14 protein-coding genes are annotated in these 18,072 nt (G+C 34.7%); 10 read left to right on the forward strand and 4 right to left on the reverse strand.

From position 1 onward, the window contains the following. Window positions 1–27 precede the first annotated feature (27 nt). Window positions 28–996, reverse strand: coding sequence for an AraC family transcriptional regulator (locus CGC49_RS07805; protein WP_095912313.1), 969 nt, complete (start codon window positions 994–996; stop codon window positions 28–30). A gap of 71 nt (window positions 997–1,067) precedes the next feature. On the opposite strand from CGC49_RS07805, the gene CGC49_RS07810 reads away from it, so the two are divergent. From CGC49_RS07810 to CGC49_RS07825, 4 genes are all read left to right on the forward strand, one after another. After that, a complete protein-coding gene (locus tag CGC49_RS07810; RefSeq protein WP_095912314.1) occupies window positions 1,068–3,440 on the forward strand; it encodes a TonB-dependent receptor in 2,373 nt (790 codons plus the stop codon). A 26-nt stretch (window positions 3,441–3,466) separates the two neighbouring features. Beyond that, entirely contained in the window at window positions 3,467–4,708 is a 1,242-nt protein-coding gene (locus CGC49_RS07815; protein WP_095894013.1) for a hypothetical protein, read from the forward strand. Between the two features lie 63 nt (window positions 4,709–4,771). Continuing rightward, entirely contained in the window at window positions 4,772–5,203 is a 432-nt protein-coding gene (locus CGC49_RS07820) for a DoxX family membrane protein (protein WP_157909020.1), read from the forward strand. Window positions 5,204–5,215: 12 nt separating this feature from the next. After that, on the forward strand, window positions 5,216–6,004 hold the full coding sequence (locus CGC49_RS07825; RefSeq protein WP_095894015.1) for a hypothetical protein: 789 nt from the start codon (window positions 5,216–5,218) through the stop codon (window positions 6,002–6,004). 110 nt (window positions 6,005–6,114) lie between these two features. Here CGC49_RS07825 and CGC49_RS07830 read toward each other — a convergent pair whose 3' ends face one another. The 3 genes from CGC49_RS07830 to CGC49_RS07840 are packed head-to-tail and all read right to left on the reverse strand — an operon-like array spanning window position 6,115 to window position 11,935. Next, entirely contained in the window at window positions 6,115–7,899 is a 1,785-nt protein-coding gene (locus tag CGC49_RS07830; protein WP_095912316.1) for a M14 family metallopeptidase, read from the reverse strand. A 19-nt stretch (window positions 7,900–7,918) separates the two neighbouring features. Then, complete coding sequence (locus tag CGC49_RS07835) at window positions 7,919–9,040, reverse strand: formimidoylglutamase (RefSeq protein ID WP_042006101.1); 1,122 nt, start codon at window positions 9,038–9,040, stop codon at window positions 7,919–7,921. Between the two features lie 18 nt (window positions 9,041–9,058). Beyond that, on the reverse strand, window positions 9,059–11,935 hold the full coding sequence (locus CGC49_RS07840; RefSeq protein WP_095912317.1) for an ATP-binding protein: 2,877 nt from the start codon (window positions 11,933–11,935) through the stop codon (window positions 9,059–9,061). Between the two features lie 893 nt (window positions 11,936–12,828). Between CGC49_RS07840 and CGC49_RS07845 the strand changes: the two genes are divergently transcribed. The 6 genes from CGC49_RS07845 to CGC49_RS07870 all read left to right on the forward strand — a co-directional run bounded on the left by CGC49_RS07845 (window position 12,829) and on the right by CGC49_RS07870 (window position 18,022). Beyond that, window positions 12,829–13,734, forward strand: coding sequence for a leucine-rich repeat domain-containing protein (locus CGC49_RS07845; protein ID WP_111947370.1), 906 nt, complete (start codon window positions 12,829–12,831; stop codon window positions 13,732–13,734). A 149-nt stretch (window positions 13,735–13,883) separates the two neighbouring features. Continuing rightward, window positions 13,884–15,065, forward strand: coding sequence for a hypothetical protein (locus tag CGC49_RS07850; RefSeq protein WP_095912319.1), 1,182 nt, complete (start codon window positions 13,884–13,886; stop codon window positions 15,063–15,065). A gap of 299 nt (window positions 15,066–15,364) precedes the next feature. Next, window positions 15,365–15,886, forward strand: coding sequence for a hypothetical protein (locus CGC49_RS07855; protein ID WP_095912320.1), 522 nt, complete (start codon window positions 15,365–15,367; stop codon window positions 15,884–15,886). Between the two features lie 95 nt (window positions 15,887–15,981). Continuing rightward, window positions 15,982–16,656 carry a hypothetical protein gene (locus CGC49_RS07860; RefSeq protein ID WP_042344224.1) on the forward strand — a complete coding sequence of 225 codons (675 nt, stop codon included), beginning with the start codon at window positions 15,982–15,984 and terminating at the stop codon, window positions 16,654–16,656. Window positions 16,657–16,856: 200 nt separating this feature from the next. Further along, a complete protein-coding gene (locus tag CGC49_RS07865) occupies window positions 16,857–17,354 on the forward strand; it encodes a hypothetical protein (RefSeq protein ID WP_095894021.1) in 498 nt (165 codons plus the stop codon). Next, window positions 17,351–18,022, forward strand: coding sequence for a spermidine synthase (locus tag CGC49_RS07870; RefSeq protein WP_095894022.1), 672 nt, complete (start codon window positions 17,351–17,353; stop codon window positions 18,020–18,022). The genes CGC49_RS07865 and CGC49_RS07870 overlap by 4 nt, the downstream gene beginning before the upstream one ends. The last annotated feature ends 50 nt before the right edge of the window (window positions 18,023–18,072 follow it).

Consider the following 18,072-nt stretch of genomic DNA (forward strand, 5'->3'; position numbering starts at 1 on the left):
TTGGTTTTGGAGTTTTATAACAGACAATTATTTTTTACTTGGGGAAATACCCCAAAATCGTTTGAAAGCATTTGAAAAATTAGCCGTGTTGGAATAGCCCAACTGGTATGCTATTTCTTTGATTGTAAGTTCTTTTTGTTCGAGATACATTTTAGCTTTGTGCATTCTGTATTGTTGAAAATATTCAAATATAGTGCAACCGAAATAGCGTTTAAAGAATATTTTTAGCTTGTTGTCATTCATACCCACTAATCTTGATAATTCTATGATGGTGAGCGGTTTTTCAATATTTTGCTCCATTAAATTTTTGACTTCCAAAAGCAACTTTTGGTCTTTTAAACTGATGCCATTGGGTTCAAAACTTCGCTCGGATTCGGATAATATACTTAGAAAAATTTCTTGAACTTTTATGTTTAGATATTCTTCTTTCAAAAAATCGGGCAAATTGCACTGCTTTATACCTCTAATAAGTTCATAAACCGTGTGAGAAACTGGTAAATATTCATCGAAAAGCATTGCAGGTTCTTGATTCTCAATTTGCTTAATAAAATTATCTATGATAGCATTATTCCCATAATATTCAAATATCCTATGAACAGGCATATGCACATCAAAGGTCTTGTATTCTTGTTGAGATTGAAAAGAAATTCCGCTTTTTTCTCCATTGATATACAGTAAATTACAATGCGATTTTTTCGCTATTTTTCGCTGGGAAGGATTGATATAAAAAGGTATATCATTTTCGCCTATGTTTATTTGTATTTCTAAACTGGGAACAGAAGATTCACCATCCAAATGTATCGTTTTTTCTCCTGAAAAAATTTGATTTTGAAATAAAGTAAAGTTTTCAGTATTGATTTGAGTATGATGAAAATACCCTCCGCTACCAATAGAAAAATAAGTAGCTGGATATTCCGTAAGTAATTCTAAAATATTGTATTCGTTTAATTTATATTCCATAATTCCCAAATTCACAACCGAAAATTCGTATCTCACAACCCAAGAAGCATTTTTCGTCTTACTTTTGCGACAAATATAATTAGTTTTATTTAGATAAAATAAATATAATGAGGTTTTTAAAAGTTATATTTTTTACGCTGTTTCCTTTTATGAGCGTTTTTGCTTGTCCTGTGAGTATCAATGTATATGACTTCTCACTGAACTACCCTTTGAAAGAACTTCATTTACGCCTCGTAGAGCAAAAATTCGTTCCGAATGATAAAGGCATCGTTTATTTTGAAAATATAACATCTGGACGATACAATATTGAAATTTGGCACAACAACAAGCCTATACATAGCCAAACAATTACCGTAGATTGTTCTTTGCCCAATAACGAAATTCGTATATCAATGTATAGTTATGAGCTGAGTGAAGTTATCATTGAAGCCAAAACGCAAAAACAAAAGCTGAAAGAAAGCCCGTTCAGTGTGCAAGTAATTGATTTAAAAAACGCCCAACATAGAGCCGAGAATATAGGAACCATTCTTAACCAAACGGCAGGAATAAAATTAAGAACCGATGGCAGTGTAGGAGCTTTGTCGCAAATCAATCTGGGAGGTATGCAAGGGAAAGCGGTTAGAATTTTTAAAGATGGAATGCCAATAGAACTCTACGGTCATAGCTTTGACCCATCGATGATTGCTCCTGAACTTTTAGAGCAAGTAAATATCTATAAAGGAACATTACCCATTGAATTATCGGCAGATGCCTTGGGAGGAGGAATAAATTTTCTGACAAAAATCCCTAAAAAAAATCTGTTGCATATTACGGCTACGGCAGGGTCTTTTGGTACTTATAAAACTACGCTGAATGGTTTTCTAAAATTAAATAAATCAGGAGATTACTATCTTGGTATGCAAAGCAGTTTGGTTACTTCTGAGAATAATTTTACCATCACAGCTCCATTGTATGATTCCAATACTTCTACAATCAAAAATATAGAAGTACCAAGATTTCACGATGCTACTGAAAATATGTACGGAGAGTGGTATGCTGGGGTTAGAAATAAAAAATGGGCAGAAAAACTAAAAGTAGGCGTGCTATTTTCTTCTCTATATAAAGAAATACAACATAGTGCCGATATGTCAAAAGTATTTGGAGAGCCATACGCTAAGGAAAAAAATATAACTCAATATCTTCAATACCAAAATGCTTTTTTAAACCAAAGATTAAAACTGAATATCAATACGGTTTATAGTATTTTTAATAATCAGTTGATAGATATAAGCAAAAAACGATATGATTGGTTAGGGAATGTATCGGCTGAAACGAACGAACAAGGAGAAATCAATAGAGGAAATGAACAGCATCTGAAATTTAATTTGTTTCATTGGAGAGTAAATACAAGCTATAAACTCACCGATTCACACCAAATAGAATTAGGAAACACTTGGCATCAACAAAAACGAATAGGAAGCGACCCATTAGGAGCTATTTCACCCATTACAAACTCTGATGTATTGGCGTTTCCTGCACATTACAGACGAAACATCGCCGCTATTGGGCTTTCTTCCTTTTGGTGGGATAAAAAGATAGAAACCGTATTCGCACTAAAACATTACCAATATTCCGCAAAAGGTTTTAGTACAGATAATTACGGATTTTCTTGGCAAGCCAATCATCAAGGCAAAAATATAGGCTACACCGCAGGAATAAGCGTAAAAGAAAATCGATTTTTATTAAAAACGACTTACGAAAACGCCACTCGATTGCCTGATGAATATGAACTCTATGGCGATGCCGTCCTGATAAAGGAGAATTTAGAACTAAAACCTGAAAGCAGCCACAACTTCAATTTTATAGTTGATTTCACATCAAAAAACTATCAATGGAATAGTAATTTCAATATATTTTATAGGAAAGTATCCGATATTATCTTCTTGCAGCTAGATATTCCATTCAATCGATATATCAATTATCACAATACGAGAATATTAGGAGGAGAATACGAACTGACTTACCGACCGTCTCGCCGATGGGAAACAGCTGTGAATATTACTTACCAAGACATTCGTTCGGTCAATGTTGAAAAGACAATGAAATTTTTAGAAGGTGCACGCGTACCCAATATTCCGTATTTCTTTGGAAACCACTATACAAGATTTCATTTTTTTGATATTTTTAAAAAAGAAGACAAACTAAGTTTTCATTATCATATCAATTATGTGCATCGCTTTTTTTTAAAGGCAATGAGCAGAAAAGTAGAGCCGCCCTTGTTTGGCAAACTCCAAAAAGTAGCTACGGAGTTACTTATTCCCAACGATAATAGATTAGGTATGGCAAGTGTTGATGCAGGAATTAGCTATTTCTTCCATCGTCCTCAAGTAAGTTTGAGCCTTAATGTGTATAACTTGACCAATGAAAAGCTGTATGATAATTTTAGGGTTCAAAAGCCTGGGAGAGCTTTCTATTTCAAAATAGCGTATCATTTTAATTAAAATTAAATTCTAAATATATAGTAATTATGACAAATCAAAAATTTTTAAAACTGTTTTTCGTTGCACTATTAAGTATTGTTTTTGTGCAATGTAATCGTAATGATGAGGATTCCCCTACTCCTTCTACGGGAGAAAGTAAGGACACTTGGGTAATCTACAACGGTCAAGCAGACTGGTCGGGAGGTATCTATACCTTTCAGGGAAAACCCAATGGGGAAGTATCCCTTGACGGAAAACCATTTCATCAGTTAGCCTATTCGGCAGGTGGTCGTACCTTTGGCAATCATCTTTATCGTTTGGATGCCTATGTAAATAAAGGACTTTCTAAATTAAGATTAGAAGATAACGCTACCATTTCCGATGCGGGCTTGCTTTCTACGGTAAATAACACCTATGAAACAAATTATCTTGTTGTGAGTGATTCCGAAGGCTATTATTGGGACTTATCTCGTGGGGGATTAAAAATTCAAACCTTTAATCCTGCTACGATGCAACGCACAGGCGAAATTGATTTATCTTCTCTGTCGGAAGGAGAACCTTATGAAGCTGTGGGGCAACTCATTTTAGCGAAAAGAGACAACAAACTCTATATGGATGTGCAAATCGGAGAACGACAAGCTGGCTTATGGCAAGTAGTGCCTAAGAGAAAAGAAGTGGCAATCGCGGTTTATAATCTTTCCACTCATCAACTGGAAGGCGTAACCACATTTCAAGGGACAACACATCTATCACTTTTTTCAGACCACCCACTATGGAGCATAGATGCCGTAACGGGAGATTTGTATATGGTAGCCGTTGGCGATATGAAAAATCAATCGCAAATGTATTCGTCTAAAATACTAAGAATTAAGAAAGGTGAAAATCAATTTGATACTACTTTTGTTTTAGATATCAATGATTATCAATTTCCGGCAGAATTTAACCGTATTTTTGCCCATAACGGCAAGGTATATACCACCATTCCATCAAGAGCGGTTTCTTATTACGGCGGAGGACAACACGGGATAAAATACCGAGCAGATGTTTGGCAATGGACAGAAATAGACGCTCAAACCAAGCGGAAGAAAGCATTAGACATACCTGTGGATAATTATACTTGCTATCAAAATCCTTTCTTATATAAAGACAAAATATTCTTTATTTCTAATAATGTAACAGATGGATTTTCAGGTCTTTCTTCTTACGACCCTACCAATGGAAAAACTAAAGTAGAGTTTCAACTCAAAGAAAGTGGAAGACTAATGGGCGTGAATGTAATACAGAAATAACGATTTTCTAAAATCCGAGTTATTCACCTAATTCGGATTTTTTTAAATTTAACTATGACAGATATGAAAAAAATAAAATGGGTTGCGACGGTATTGGGCTATTTGTTTCGTGCTTTTTTAGCCTATACATTTATTCCTCACGGTTGGGAAAAACTAACCATGCGAATCAATCCGCAAGAGTATATTGATTTTGGTTTGGGCGGTGATTTTCTGGATTTTTATCTCATTTGGGAAAACACAGGTTTTATATACCTCATTGGTTTCGCACAGTTGGTCGGCGGATTATTACTAATCCCTCGTTGTACCTATCTGTTTGGGGGGATTTGGTTACTGCCTATGTGTATCGGTATGGTGGGTTGCCATTGGTATATTAGCCATGCTACGGATTTTTTATGGTTCGATATAATAATTTTAGTGATGAATTTGTATCTCATCGCCATACATTTGCCCGAACTCTCAAAAGTATTGTTCAAAAAGCGAGGAAGTTGGATATAATTAACTAATAATATGAAACCTTCTTATCAGTTATTACTCAATCTTGTAATGCGTGAATATTTGAATTGGTATTATTTTGAGATACCACCTCGCTACGATCGTAATTTACTATTGTATATGCAGTCGTGCGACGACGAACATTTTGTACGTTTCGATCTGACGAACATAGGGCAAATAGTTTATGTACCTTTAAAATACCGTTCACTCACCGGAATGCACTTATTTAGTTCAAATATGGCAGTTCGTAAAGAAAAAACACAAGAGTTGTCGTCTATCAGTTATGAAGATGCTATCCTACTAATTGTGCAAAATATTAGTCCTGAATATACAAAAGAACGATTGAAGTCAGATACTCAGCATATCATTTACAACTATATGCAAAAGCAAATGAGTAGCTTAGAATCTATCGTTCCGTCTGCAAAGATAAAAAAAAGGGAGGTAAATTTGTCAAACTCATATATCCCCGTACAGAATCTTTTTAATGAGTACGGTAATGCAGAAAACTTTAAGGATTTTCAATCTCTGCTAAATGTGTATATTGAGAAATCAGATTTATCACAAGAGGAAAGTATAATTGAATGGGTGAAAACTTATTGTTCAGTTGTATCTGAGAAATCATTACAATTATTTTCAAATGAAGATACGGCAGTATCTTCATCATTACATAATACTGCGATGTCTTTTACTCAGCAAAATATGCCTAAGGATATTGTTTTGATGAAAGGAATTCCTTATGTAAATAGGTATTTTAAAGAAAGTGATTTTAATGAGGAGAAAATCAAAAATTTTCGAACGGAGTGAACTGTTAATTTAGTAATTTTTACATCCGTATATATATATAGCCTTTGTGATAATCTTTTGGGGAGCGGAATTGTACGCGTCAAATCTACAGGAGACTTAAGAGCGCACCTTTATTCCACTCTAAAAATTGGGTATCGCAGGTGTGATTTCTCGTAATGAGGTGTTTGTCGGTAAATCCAATTTAGTTGTTCGTAGCTATTTTTAGCGAAACTCGGGTCGTTTTTTTTGAGTAATTCCAATGAGTCTCGAAGTTGTGGATGTTCTTCTAAAAAAGCTAAGGCGGTTTTTTCAAATAAATAGGGTGAAAAATGTTCTTTCTGCTGTAAAATGGCATCAAAGAAGTTCCAATTGAAAAATGAATCAGGAGCTTCTGGCTCTAAAACTTCTAACAGATAACGTTTCGCTGGTTGGTCTAAGTGTATAATCCAATCACCTTTTGATAGTTGTATTTCTGTTTTGTGTTTTGAAACTTCCGTATCGAAATGGAGATAATGCCCTTCAAAAGGAGTATCTACAGTTTTATAATTTTCAATGCGGTAATAAACAACCGACATGAGTGTGTCTCTATTTATTTCATTCATACTTACTTTGTTAGCCCTGAGCCGATCAATGATATTTGTCCATGCTTTAGGAACAACGTACGCTTGTGGTACCTCCACCTGTTTGGTAGGTACATAGTGGTTATAGTACGGAATTTCTTTCACATAGGGCTGATTCCGATCATAGTGCAAACGTGGTAGTCCTGTAACTTCACTGATGAGAGTATCCGCTTTATAACCGTAGAATGTTATGGACGACACTTGTGAGCTATCTAATTGCCATTGAATGGGATACGATTTTTCGGTAAGGGCTATTTCTCTTTGTTTAGTACGTAGCTGTTTGATGTTTTTTGAATCATTTTCAAGTAATTCCAATAGAGCCTTCATCATCTCATAATTCGCTTCGACACGCTGTTTGTAAGGCTTCAGCATGTGGGTTTCGATTAGTATACTCATAGTACCCCATAGGCTTGTGTATCCTGTGGAATAACGAGGTGTGTCGAGCATTTCTCTGTATCCATTATCAGGGGTTGTATTCCAAACAGTTACGTAAGGAGCCAAGTGTAGAAAAGGCTTTTCAATAGAATCATTCTTCACACTATTCTGATGTGTGATTAACTTTTCGGATAGATTCGGAATTAGGGTATCTTGCATATATCCGCCAAGAAAAGAGCCTAATTTTTTTGGCTGAGAGATGGCATAAGTAAGTACATGTTGGTAGTCCGCACCATTAGTAACGTGGTTATCAATGAAAACATCAGGTTGTATCAAATGGAATATTTTTGCAAAAGAAAGAGCGTTTTCAGAATCTGATTTCACAAAATCACGATTTAAGTCCAAGTTTTTAGCGTTACCTCGAAATCCATATTCCTTAGGGCCATTCTGATTCACACGGGTTGTTGAATTTCGGTTCAAAGCTCCACCTATGTTGTAGACAGGAATAGCAACTACAACCACATGTTCAGGTGTTTTTATCTGTTTTTCAGCCAAATTGCGAAACAATAGCATTGTAGCATCAATACCATCGGTTTCTCCTGGATGTATCCCATTATTTATCAGGATAATAACTTTATCTTTTTGAAGTTTAGTAAAATTAAACTCAGCATCTGTGCTGTAAGTAACGATGTGTAGAGGTAGTCCTGCATCGGTTAGCCCCATTGTTTTTAGATTGATGGAGCTATATTTTGCAGATAGGTTTTTGTAAAAATTGATTACTTCCTCATAGGTTGCACTCTCCTCTCCATTGGAAGTTTCAAAACGAGTAACAAAGCTTTGTGTTTCCGAAAAAAAAGGAGGCTCACAGCCTACCAGTGTCCATCCGATAAGTGCAATTAAGATATATATGTTGTTTTTCATTTTTAAATATATTACAAAGTTAAATTGATTTCCGATAAGCCTTCCACCAACGTTCAGGAATAACGCCTTGTGTTGCATCAAGATATTCTTTATGATTACACGGAATCAATCCCAGTGGAAGATGAGGCTTGCGTTCTGAAAAACTTTCGCTTCCTGCTTTCATCCACCAACGACCTGTAGCTACGCTTTTAAAAAATTCAATTTGTATGTCGTCAACTGGGACAATGTATTTGATATAGTTATTGTCATTTACCAAAGGTAACTCCTTGACTCTGAAGTTAAACCCTTCGCAAAAATACCAAAACATTTGTCCTGTCAATTGGGCAGCAAGTCCCGTATCGGGGATGTCGAATATACCATAGACTTGAACATTACTACTGATACCTGCGTATCGAGAAATAGCACATATTTCACGATTGGAAAAACCATTCACAAATCCATCAGTGTTTTCAATATCTCGTGCTTGTATAGCGTTCATCGTAATGCTTACAATGTCAGCATCGCGCATGGTAGGTTCAATCATCGGTAGGTCGTTGACAATGATTCCCAAACGATAGGTATCGAAACACATTTTTTCGAGTAAATCTAATTCTTCTTGGGCTACATAGTACGATTGGTAACCTAAATTTGTAAAATCAAATAGATTAATAGGTTCTTCGGATAGAATTCTACTCAAATAAGATGTTTCCGAAAACAATTCATATTTATCCCCAAAGTCAAACGTAGGATTTACAGTTACCAAATTGACCATTTGTTCTAAAGTGTCAAAACTTCGATAAATAGGATAGGTCAAATCCCGTTTTCCTCCAATAACAACAGGGGTAATATTTTGTTTTATGAGAGAATTTACCAGCTCTCTAACTGCAAAATAAGTGTCGCTAGTGGAGTGACCTTCGTACAAAATTCCCAAATCGGCAATCGGAAAATTCCAATTACCTCTATAAAGAGCATACAAACTCTTGCGAACTTCATGCAAAGTTCGTTCAGCGGTTTCTACACTAAAGAAAGCCACTTTAATTTCATCCAAATCAGGAACACCCAATTCGAAGGTGTGTTTTCTTATTTGCGAACCTAATTGCTGTGGTTTGTAAGTTTTTGAAGCTAAGGTGCTATCGATGGGTTGTAGGTATAATAACGACATTTTTTTTGATTTCAACTTTTATGTATTCAAGAACCCTTTCATGGATGCATTTTTTTGGTATGCACTTGGCGTGATACCGAATTCTTTTTTGAATGTACGAGAAAAATAGCTCAAATCGTAGAATCCACATGCGTCGGAAACTTCTCCTAAACTTATGGAACTGTCCTGTAACATTTTTTTAGCCTTTATGAGTTTTACCTGCAAGATATATGACACCGTTGAAACTCCAACAATTTGGTTAAGTTTTCTACTTAGTTGTGAAGTGCTCATAGCCATTCTATCAGCAATAAAAGTAGCGTTGAAATTAGGGTTTGTAATCTCAGCATTAATGATGTCCATCACCTTGCATAAGAATTTCATCTTCTCATCATTGTCTGCTTTTTGTTCGGAAATATTATTTCCACTACTTTCAATAACGCTTAAGTATTTATCTTTTAATATTTTTCTATTTTCTAAAATTTTTTCAATCCGAATCAATAATTCTTCACTTCTGAAAGGTTTACGCATATAAGCATCTACCCCATGACGCAATCCCTCCAATTGATCTTCCTCTGAGGTTTTTGCAGTAAGCATAATAATAGGAATATGATTCAACAAAACATTGTCTTTCATATCAGTGCAGAATTCATATCCGTTTTTTACAGGCATCATCACATCGGTAATCACTATATCGGGAATATATTTTTCAGCCATCAGCAACCCTTCCGCTCCATTTTTAGCAGTAATAACATTGTAATTACTTTGCAATAAAGATTTTACAAATAAGGAAACATCTTTACTATCTTCAACCACTAAAACAATTGGGACATCAGTGCCCATAGGTGTAATTCTATCACTACCATGGTCATCATCATGATTATCTTGATTTTGCGAGGTATTTGTAACGATATGGTCTGCCTTAGGAAGCACCAGCATCGGAAGATTTTGCATTTTCTTATTTTTTAAAGGCAAGGTAACGGTAAAGGTTGAGCCTTTTCCCAATTCACTTTCTACTTCAATTTTCCCTTTCATTTTTTCGACAAGCATTTTTGTAAAAGCCAGTCCAATACCCGTTCCTGAATTATTTTTTACGTTAGGACTCTGATAAAATAATTCAAAAATACGGTCTAATTCATCTTTTGGGATACCATCTCCATTGTCTGCCACACGAATCATAATTTCATTAGGATTTTTTCCTTTCAAGACAATAAATTCAATTTTATCGCCGTTTTCAGTGTGTTTGATAGCGTTTGACAGTAGGTTACTGATGATTTTATCCATATAGAAGGAAACAAAATCCATCTCTTGAGCTGCAATATCGGTATAAAACACTAAGTTTACGTTTCTTTCTTGTGCGAATAATCCGAAAGTTTCAGCAGTCATACGCAAGTAAGAGATGATGTCTCCACGTTCCCATTTCGGATTGTCCGTACCACTTTTCAATTTAGAAATATCCAAAAGTTGGTTAACCAACTTAAGTAGATTTTCGCTTTGTCGGTCGATAGCAAGCATAAACCGTGTCTTTTCCTTTTCGCTTAAGTCTTTACGTTGTTGTAATTGTCTATTAAGTCCTTGAATAACAGTCAATGGAGTTCTAAATTCATGGGTCAGATTTGTAAAGAAATCCGAGCGAGTTTGTTCAATCTGTTTTAAGATTTGGTTGCTTCGGGTGCGTTGTCGATAAGCATAGTACAACAAACCGATGATAATAGCTCCCACAACAGCAGCTAACCACATCAAGTAAAGAACTCGCTCTCTTCGCTCCTCCTTGATTTGGTTTTCAGCTTCAATGATTTTTAGTTGCCTTGAATTTTGTTCCCGCTCGTAGTTTACCCGTAAATCCATAAAATGATTGGTGTTTTTAACGCCTAAAATGCTATCGGTCATGGATTTACTGAATTTGTACTGTTTCAAAGCAGCTTCATATTTACCTTGTTTGATGGAATAGTCGTGTTTAAGTAAATAGATTTCAGCTAAATGTCCCGTCGAATTGATTTCTTGAGCCGTTTTTTCTGCTAAAGAAATATATTCGTGATATTGTTCTGTTTTACCTGTGATTAGATTTATTTTAGCCAAGGCAATACAAGCATTGAGCCAGTGCCATTTATCGGAGTACTTTTCCATCAAATCGTAGGCAATTCGATATTCTTTTTCTGCTAAATCGTATTTTTTTTCTACCGCATAAAGGTTACCTAAATGATTATGGCACAGTCCAATGCCTAATTTTGAATTAGCTTCAATATTTTTCTGTAATGAGAGGTTGTAATAAGTTTTTGCGGAATCATATTCCTGTCGATTTCGGAAAATAGATCCCAGATTGGCATAATTGATGGCCTGTCCCACCTTGCTGTCTAAGGCAGTTTCTTCTTTAAGAGCCTCTCGAAAATAGCGTTCGGCATCATCCGAGTAACCCAAACGTTCACTAATGTTTCCTATACCGTTGAGAGTCATTACTCGCAATTTTCGTCCACTGTTTTTAACATCGGAAAAAGCTTCGATATAATGAAGAGCGTCGTAACTGTAGTTAGCAGCTTCTGTCATGGCACTTATACGTCTGAAATCAGTACTTAAATCGTTGAGAGCCTGAACAATTTCAAGAGTGTCGTTGAGTTTCAAGGCAATTTCTAACCCCGTTTGGTGCGAGGTGATGGCATCAGAAAAGCGTGTGTTTTCACGCTGGGTTTTACCTAATTGTCTGTAAAACATCATCAAAGCGACATTGTTTTTCTCATCAGTATATTTCTGAACCATTATTTTTAGAGAATCTTCTTTCCGAGAAAGTTTCTGAGCTTCCTTTAAGTACATGCTTTTCGCCTCATTATCTACAACTTGTGTTTTTTCAGAGGAACAACCATAGATAATCAGAAACGAAAAAACGACAAAGAAACCGAAAAATTTATTTTCTATATATTTCATTTTCTGAACTGCATTTCATCGCAACAAAAGTAAATTTTTTTTTCCAATTGTAAAAAAAATATATCCAAAAAAGATGGTTCTCCGAATGCATTTTAACTATAAAAATAATTTGTATTCATAAAAATCTGATTACTAGATAGGTAGATGCATGTGTATGCGTGATTTATACAAATCGTAATTTGTAGATAAAAAAAGATAAATATTTGTAATAATATGATTATCAGATGTATAAAAAATAAATAGCAGACAAAAGGCATATCCGAAGAACTTTATATATTCTTGAATATCAACAAATACAGCATTCTTTTCTCATCAAAACATTAACTGCTAAACAAAAGGGATTCATTTTTCAAATAGTTTTGTATTTATATTTTACTCATTTTAAAATGTTTAACATATTTTGAGGTATATGATTTATACAAATTTTGAAATTGTTAATGCGTCATTTTTACAAAAAGTAATTTGATTTTTACAACTGCGTCTTTTAGGTTCACCCTACCTTTGTACCAGAAAACAGAAGATAAAATGACTTTATTCTGTAAGAGAAAAACATCATGGTTTTTTAAAATATAAAAAGAGAACTTAATTAGTGAAGTGAAGTTGTGCAGTCGGGAGGATAGCGCAACTTGAGAGATTAGAAGTTAAATCATTTTTTTTCATATTCAAATGTTAGTAGTAGTTTAAGGCTGTGCTGTCGGGAGGATAGCACAGCTATAGCTACCGAAGAAGATTAAAGAAAACTTATTTTTTTTCATATTCAAATATTAAATCAGAGTTGAGGGTTATGTAGTCGAGAAGATAACGTAACCCACGCTGTGAAGCTACAAAAGAAATTATTTGAAAATGAGGACAACGCAAATAATAAAGTAAGATTACATTAAAACTTAGAAGAGATGAAAACGAGAGAATTGATAATGTTCTTGGCTGTGTTAATATTTGCAGCCTGTTCAACAGATGAGATGGAGGATTACGAATCCTTGATGGAAAAATCGAATAAAATAACTTTTGTAACACAGAAGAAAAAAGGAGAAAGCATTTGCCTCAGTTTGGAAGCAGAAACATCGAAACAAAATGCTGTTTGGATTGATTGGAATAATAACAAAAGAGAAGATGTTGGTGAGAAGTTTAACGAAACACTTTTTGGACAGTACACTATTTTTGAAGTAGATGCTCCTGAAATTGCTATTTATGGCGAAGTAACTGCACTATACATCCCACGAGCAAAAGTGGAACGATTGGAGGTTAATAAAAATCCTGCACTGGAAAAATTATACTGCTCGGAAAACAATATTAAGGAGCTTGATCTGTCAAAAAATGTAAATCTAAAAGAACTGGATTGTTCCGAGAATAGCATATCCTCACTTGAATTGGGTAACAATCTAAAACTGGAGCAGTTGTCAATGGGGGTTAATCCAATCAGATCGGTAGATGTGAGCAGAAATCTCATTTTAAAACGAATTTGCGTTCGAGGAAGCCAGATTGAGAATTTGAATCTGAAAGCGAATGCAAACCTAGAGGAATTAAATTGTAGCGATACCAATTTGAAATCCTTGGACGTCAGTAGAAACATAAGTCTTAAAACAATCTTTTGTTATGGAAATCATATTCAAGGGGAAAATATGACGGCTTTCATGAATAGTTTACCACAGCGTTGTGACACAACAGGTTTCCTCTACTTGACAGCTAACAAAACCCCGCGAGGAAAAACAGAGAAAAATGTTTTTACAAATGGTGATATTAATATCGGAAAAAACGAGAAATGTTGGAGAGTTATTGTTAATTTCCACAAGGAATTATAAGCTAAAAATGCTCCAAAATACGTGTCAAATGGGGGAAGAAATGCAAAATCGAACACATTTATCACAAATTAATTAAAGCATTTTATGATTTAGACAGGATAAAATCCTGAGTGAACTAAAATTTTAACTAAATTGAAATACAGGAATCTATGAAAACAAATATTCTAAAAGCAACACTAGGATTGCTTGTGGTATTTTCGCTACAAATCAATGCACAGAACGATCCTGAACTCAACAATAAAACAGTTGAAAAGGGATATACCAAATCAATCGGAGAGATTAGAAAATCTTATACACAGTTAGATGAAAGGTTATATCACAAGCCTTATGACAATCCTGCGTTCAAAGAATTTTATCTGCTGGATGCCAACAGTGAGCAAGCCTTGATCTCACAGGAAATTTATACACATCAACAGTTGAACAATCGAGGATTGCGTGAAAGTATTCAATCCAAGTTATTTGAGGTAAATTTGCCCAACAAAGGAGGAAAACGTTATTCTTTTCAAGATGACAATGTTATACACGCTTACTTCGCTGTATTTAACGCTGATCCTGAGGGGATTAAACCTTATTCGTTCTATGTTTCAGGTAAAACTTTATTGGAAGCCCATCGCTATGGAGACATCACTTTTGAAGCAAAATATGAAGATAATGAACATACAAAGGTAGTGACCGATAGTGGTATTCTTCTTTTACTTTATTCTCACAGAGCTCGTGTAGCAGATATGGGGCTTGAAGTGGTACGTTTGGATCAAATGGTGTATGACAAAACACCTTTCAACACCATCGGAGCAGCTTTTTTTGGAATGCTAAACAATATTGAAAAATTCGAAAAGGCGGGGAAATACGATAACTGCAAAATGAGTTTCAGAATTGCTACAACAATGAAAGAACATTTTGAGAAGCATCCCAAAAAAGTACAAGATGATAGTTATCTATTTGTGTTAAACAAATATGAACAGATAAAACAAAGAGTAAAAGGCTGGGATGCTCATACGGCAAAAGGTATAGATATGCCAAAAACATACAATATGACACCCGCAACAACGCAAAAAGCTTTGGCTGACGCTAAAAAACAATTTGAAGGAGCTTTTAAAGTAGACAAACTTGTGTTTTTAGAAAAAGATTGGAAAACATTCAAAAGTCCAAACTATCCATACGAAATCACGCATCGGAGTTTGTTAGTGGGGCTTTTGACTAACGAAGGAGGCGTAACGTACTTGCGTCAGTACAATCTACAACAGCCAGGCGACGGAAAAAAATGGCAAAACAAATACCAATTTACAGCTCCTTTTGATGGGACACACAATCCTAGAAAAATCAGCAAATAAACAGGAGAAACAAAGCTATTCAAAACGTATTGTTTCTAAAAAAAATAGTTACTGAATGTAATTGAAACTTTCCCTTTGAATATAAAGTATAAGAATTTTAACTAAACTTATCAATAAGAGCAAGAAAAATGCAAAACATTAGTGAAAATTAATTATCTTTGTAATGTTGAATTAGGTTTTTAAACATATTCGAGGTGATGATGATATTTCATCTCACCTTGAGTGTGTTTTTGTCAGAAAAAGCTTTCATGTTGACGAAAATTTGCAGACACTTTTGTAAAACAATAAATTTACAGTTTATGAAAATAAAAATAATACTTAGTATCGCAGTGATTACCTTACTGTGGAGTTGCAAAAGCAACAGTGAGAACGACAAAGTTTCGGTTGAAGCTGCCGAAAAGTGGTTGTATGCTATATTCCAATGTCCTAACGGGAATGGATTTTGTTTTCCTGAATGGGGAGGGGATGATAAACTCTATACGAAACGATTTTTAGAATTTTACAATGAAGCCATTGAGCTTTACAGTTTTTGGGCAGAGGATAACTACGATTCGGAAGAAGCTTTGGAACAAGCCAGAGCTCAATATAAAAAGAAATGGGCAAGTGTTTATAACCCAGTGAAAGAAGATGATATTAATGTGTTTGGAACAGGAAATGGAGATGTTGACAAACTTGAGGACCTGAAAATAAAACATTTAAAAGACTTGAGTTTTAATGTTTTTATAGACTATGGGGAGGTGAAAACTTCGTCAGACGTGATACTTGTTAAGAACGGGGATAGTTTTCAAATTGATTATATGAACACTAATTTTATTGACTGATATAAAATATTATCAGAAAAATAAACAAATCTGGAGAGCCTGTTTTCTGTGTTGAAATATGGAATTAAAAAAGCAAATAAAAATATTTTGAAAAAATGAAATTTATTTATTTTATAGTTGTAACATGTTTATTGATTGTGAGTTGTGAAACGACACCTAAAAAGCAAAATACGACCGAGGGACAAATCCCAAAAGAGGTTTCTTTACCTGAATTGTCTCAAGGAGAGACAGTCGAGTTTGAAGATTCATTTTGTCGTATAGTCAATCAAGATGATGAAAATGAAATGTTTAACAAATTAAAAATCCAAGCGAAAAAAGAAGGAATAGCCTCTTTTGAATTGGCATCGGATAACGAATATGTCTCATTAGAAAAGGTTGACAATCATTTCTTGTTGGTCAGTTTAGGTACAGGCGGAACCCGTGATTTGAAGGCTTATAATCTTAAAACAGGAGAGAAAATATTAGAGGCATCATCTTCAGTTTGGGGAATTGAAACAGGAGAGGAAAGTGGCGTGTTTTACATCTACCTGTACGGAGAGGAAACCCCTCCCGGAATATATTGGGAAGAAGCTACAAAAACCTGGAAATCAAACACGGAAATACCTGAAAATTTAATGAATGACCAGTTAGAACAACAAAAAAAAGAATTTGAAAAAAGAGGTTTTCTAACTGATGGATTTCCAATCATATGTTTAGAAAAATATAAATTTGACATAAACCAACGGAAGGTAAGTGGTACAGGAGAGTATAGATGGGACTACGCTCAGTAGTTTTTTTGAAAAACTACACATTAAACTTTTTCTGCTCGCCTGTGATAAGACCAAAGTAGATATAACCTTTTCCGCAGATACAAAACAAAGGCAGGGTAAAAGTAATATGCGTTATCTGAACAACAGAAACTTTAGCAAATTCGGTACAAAGTTGATATTCTTGTAACAAATTGTTTGTAAGTGATTAAAAATCAGAATATATGAATAAATTAATTATCTTTTTTGTAGGTATATTTATCTCGATAGGTTGTAACAATCAACAGCCACGGGAGCCAGAGTTTACATATGAAACTTATTTGAATCAGGACTACGAATTTCAGTTTGAATATCCAACGAAGATGGATGTTGTAATGAACCATTTAGATGGAATTCGGCTTGGATATCCTGAAAAAGATATTCTTCTTGGAGGATATCATGCATTTATCATAAATGATGAATCTGATTGGGTTAATTTGAAAGAGGCGTATGATCAAGATTTGAAAAGTGAAAATGTAAAGTATTCTAATACAGAATTTCATGACGAAGATTACTATTTTCTTGAAGGAATGATAGACGGTAAAACATCGTTTATGAAATATACAATCAATAGTGAAAGAGGTTTTTATATTATTGAAATTCAGTATACGGACGAGAAAGATGCTCAACTGTGTAAAGCAATCGTGAATCACGCCAAAAATACTTTCAAAAGAATCGAATGATAAAGAAAATACTTAGTTACATTATTCCTATTTCGGTACATAAACAAGACTCACAGGTGAGTACGTCGTTGGAGGTGTTATTACACAACGGTCGCTATATACTTGATACACCGAATACGAACTATTCCTATGGAAGTCTTCAGCGTATTCTGCGATTTGGCTTGAAGAAAATAGGTTTCGCACGTGTGCGAGAAATGGAACGTATTTTAGTAATGGGACTGGCAGGAGGAAGTGTTGTGAGAACTCTGATTGATGAAATAGGTTACCAAGGGGCTATGACAGCGGTTGAATTAGATGGTGAAGTAGTTGATATTGCAAATAAGTATTTTATAATCAATGATATAGATGGTTTAGACATCGTAATTGATGATGCTCAGAATTTTGTCAAAACAGCAAAACAAACCTATGACCTAATTATCGTTGATATTTTTCAGGATAACCACATGCCTGATTTTCTATTTTCGAAAGCTTTTATCAATCAAACAATTTCATTGCTGAATAACAACGGAATCATTCTGTTTAACACAATGAAAGTAAGAAAAGAGGACGCCATCAGGAATCTCCGTTTTATTGAGTATTGCAAACAATATGCGACAGTAAAGGTTCTTCCTAATGTTGAAGGAAGCAATGAGTTATTACTGATTTTTAAGAAAGGCACTACCTCCTAAAGTGCGTGAATTAAAAACTTCGATACGTTTAGTATAATTTTGTTCGTTTC

Source organism: Capnocytophaga sp. H4358 (assembly GCF_002302515.1).
In the GTDB taxonomy this organism is placed as follows: Bacteria; Bacteroidota; Bacteroidia; order Flavobacteriales; family Flavobacteriaceae; genus Capnocytophaga; species Capnocytophaga canis.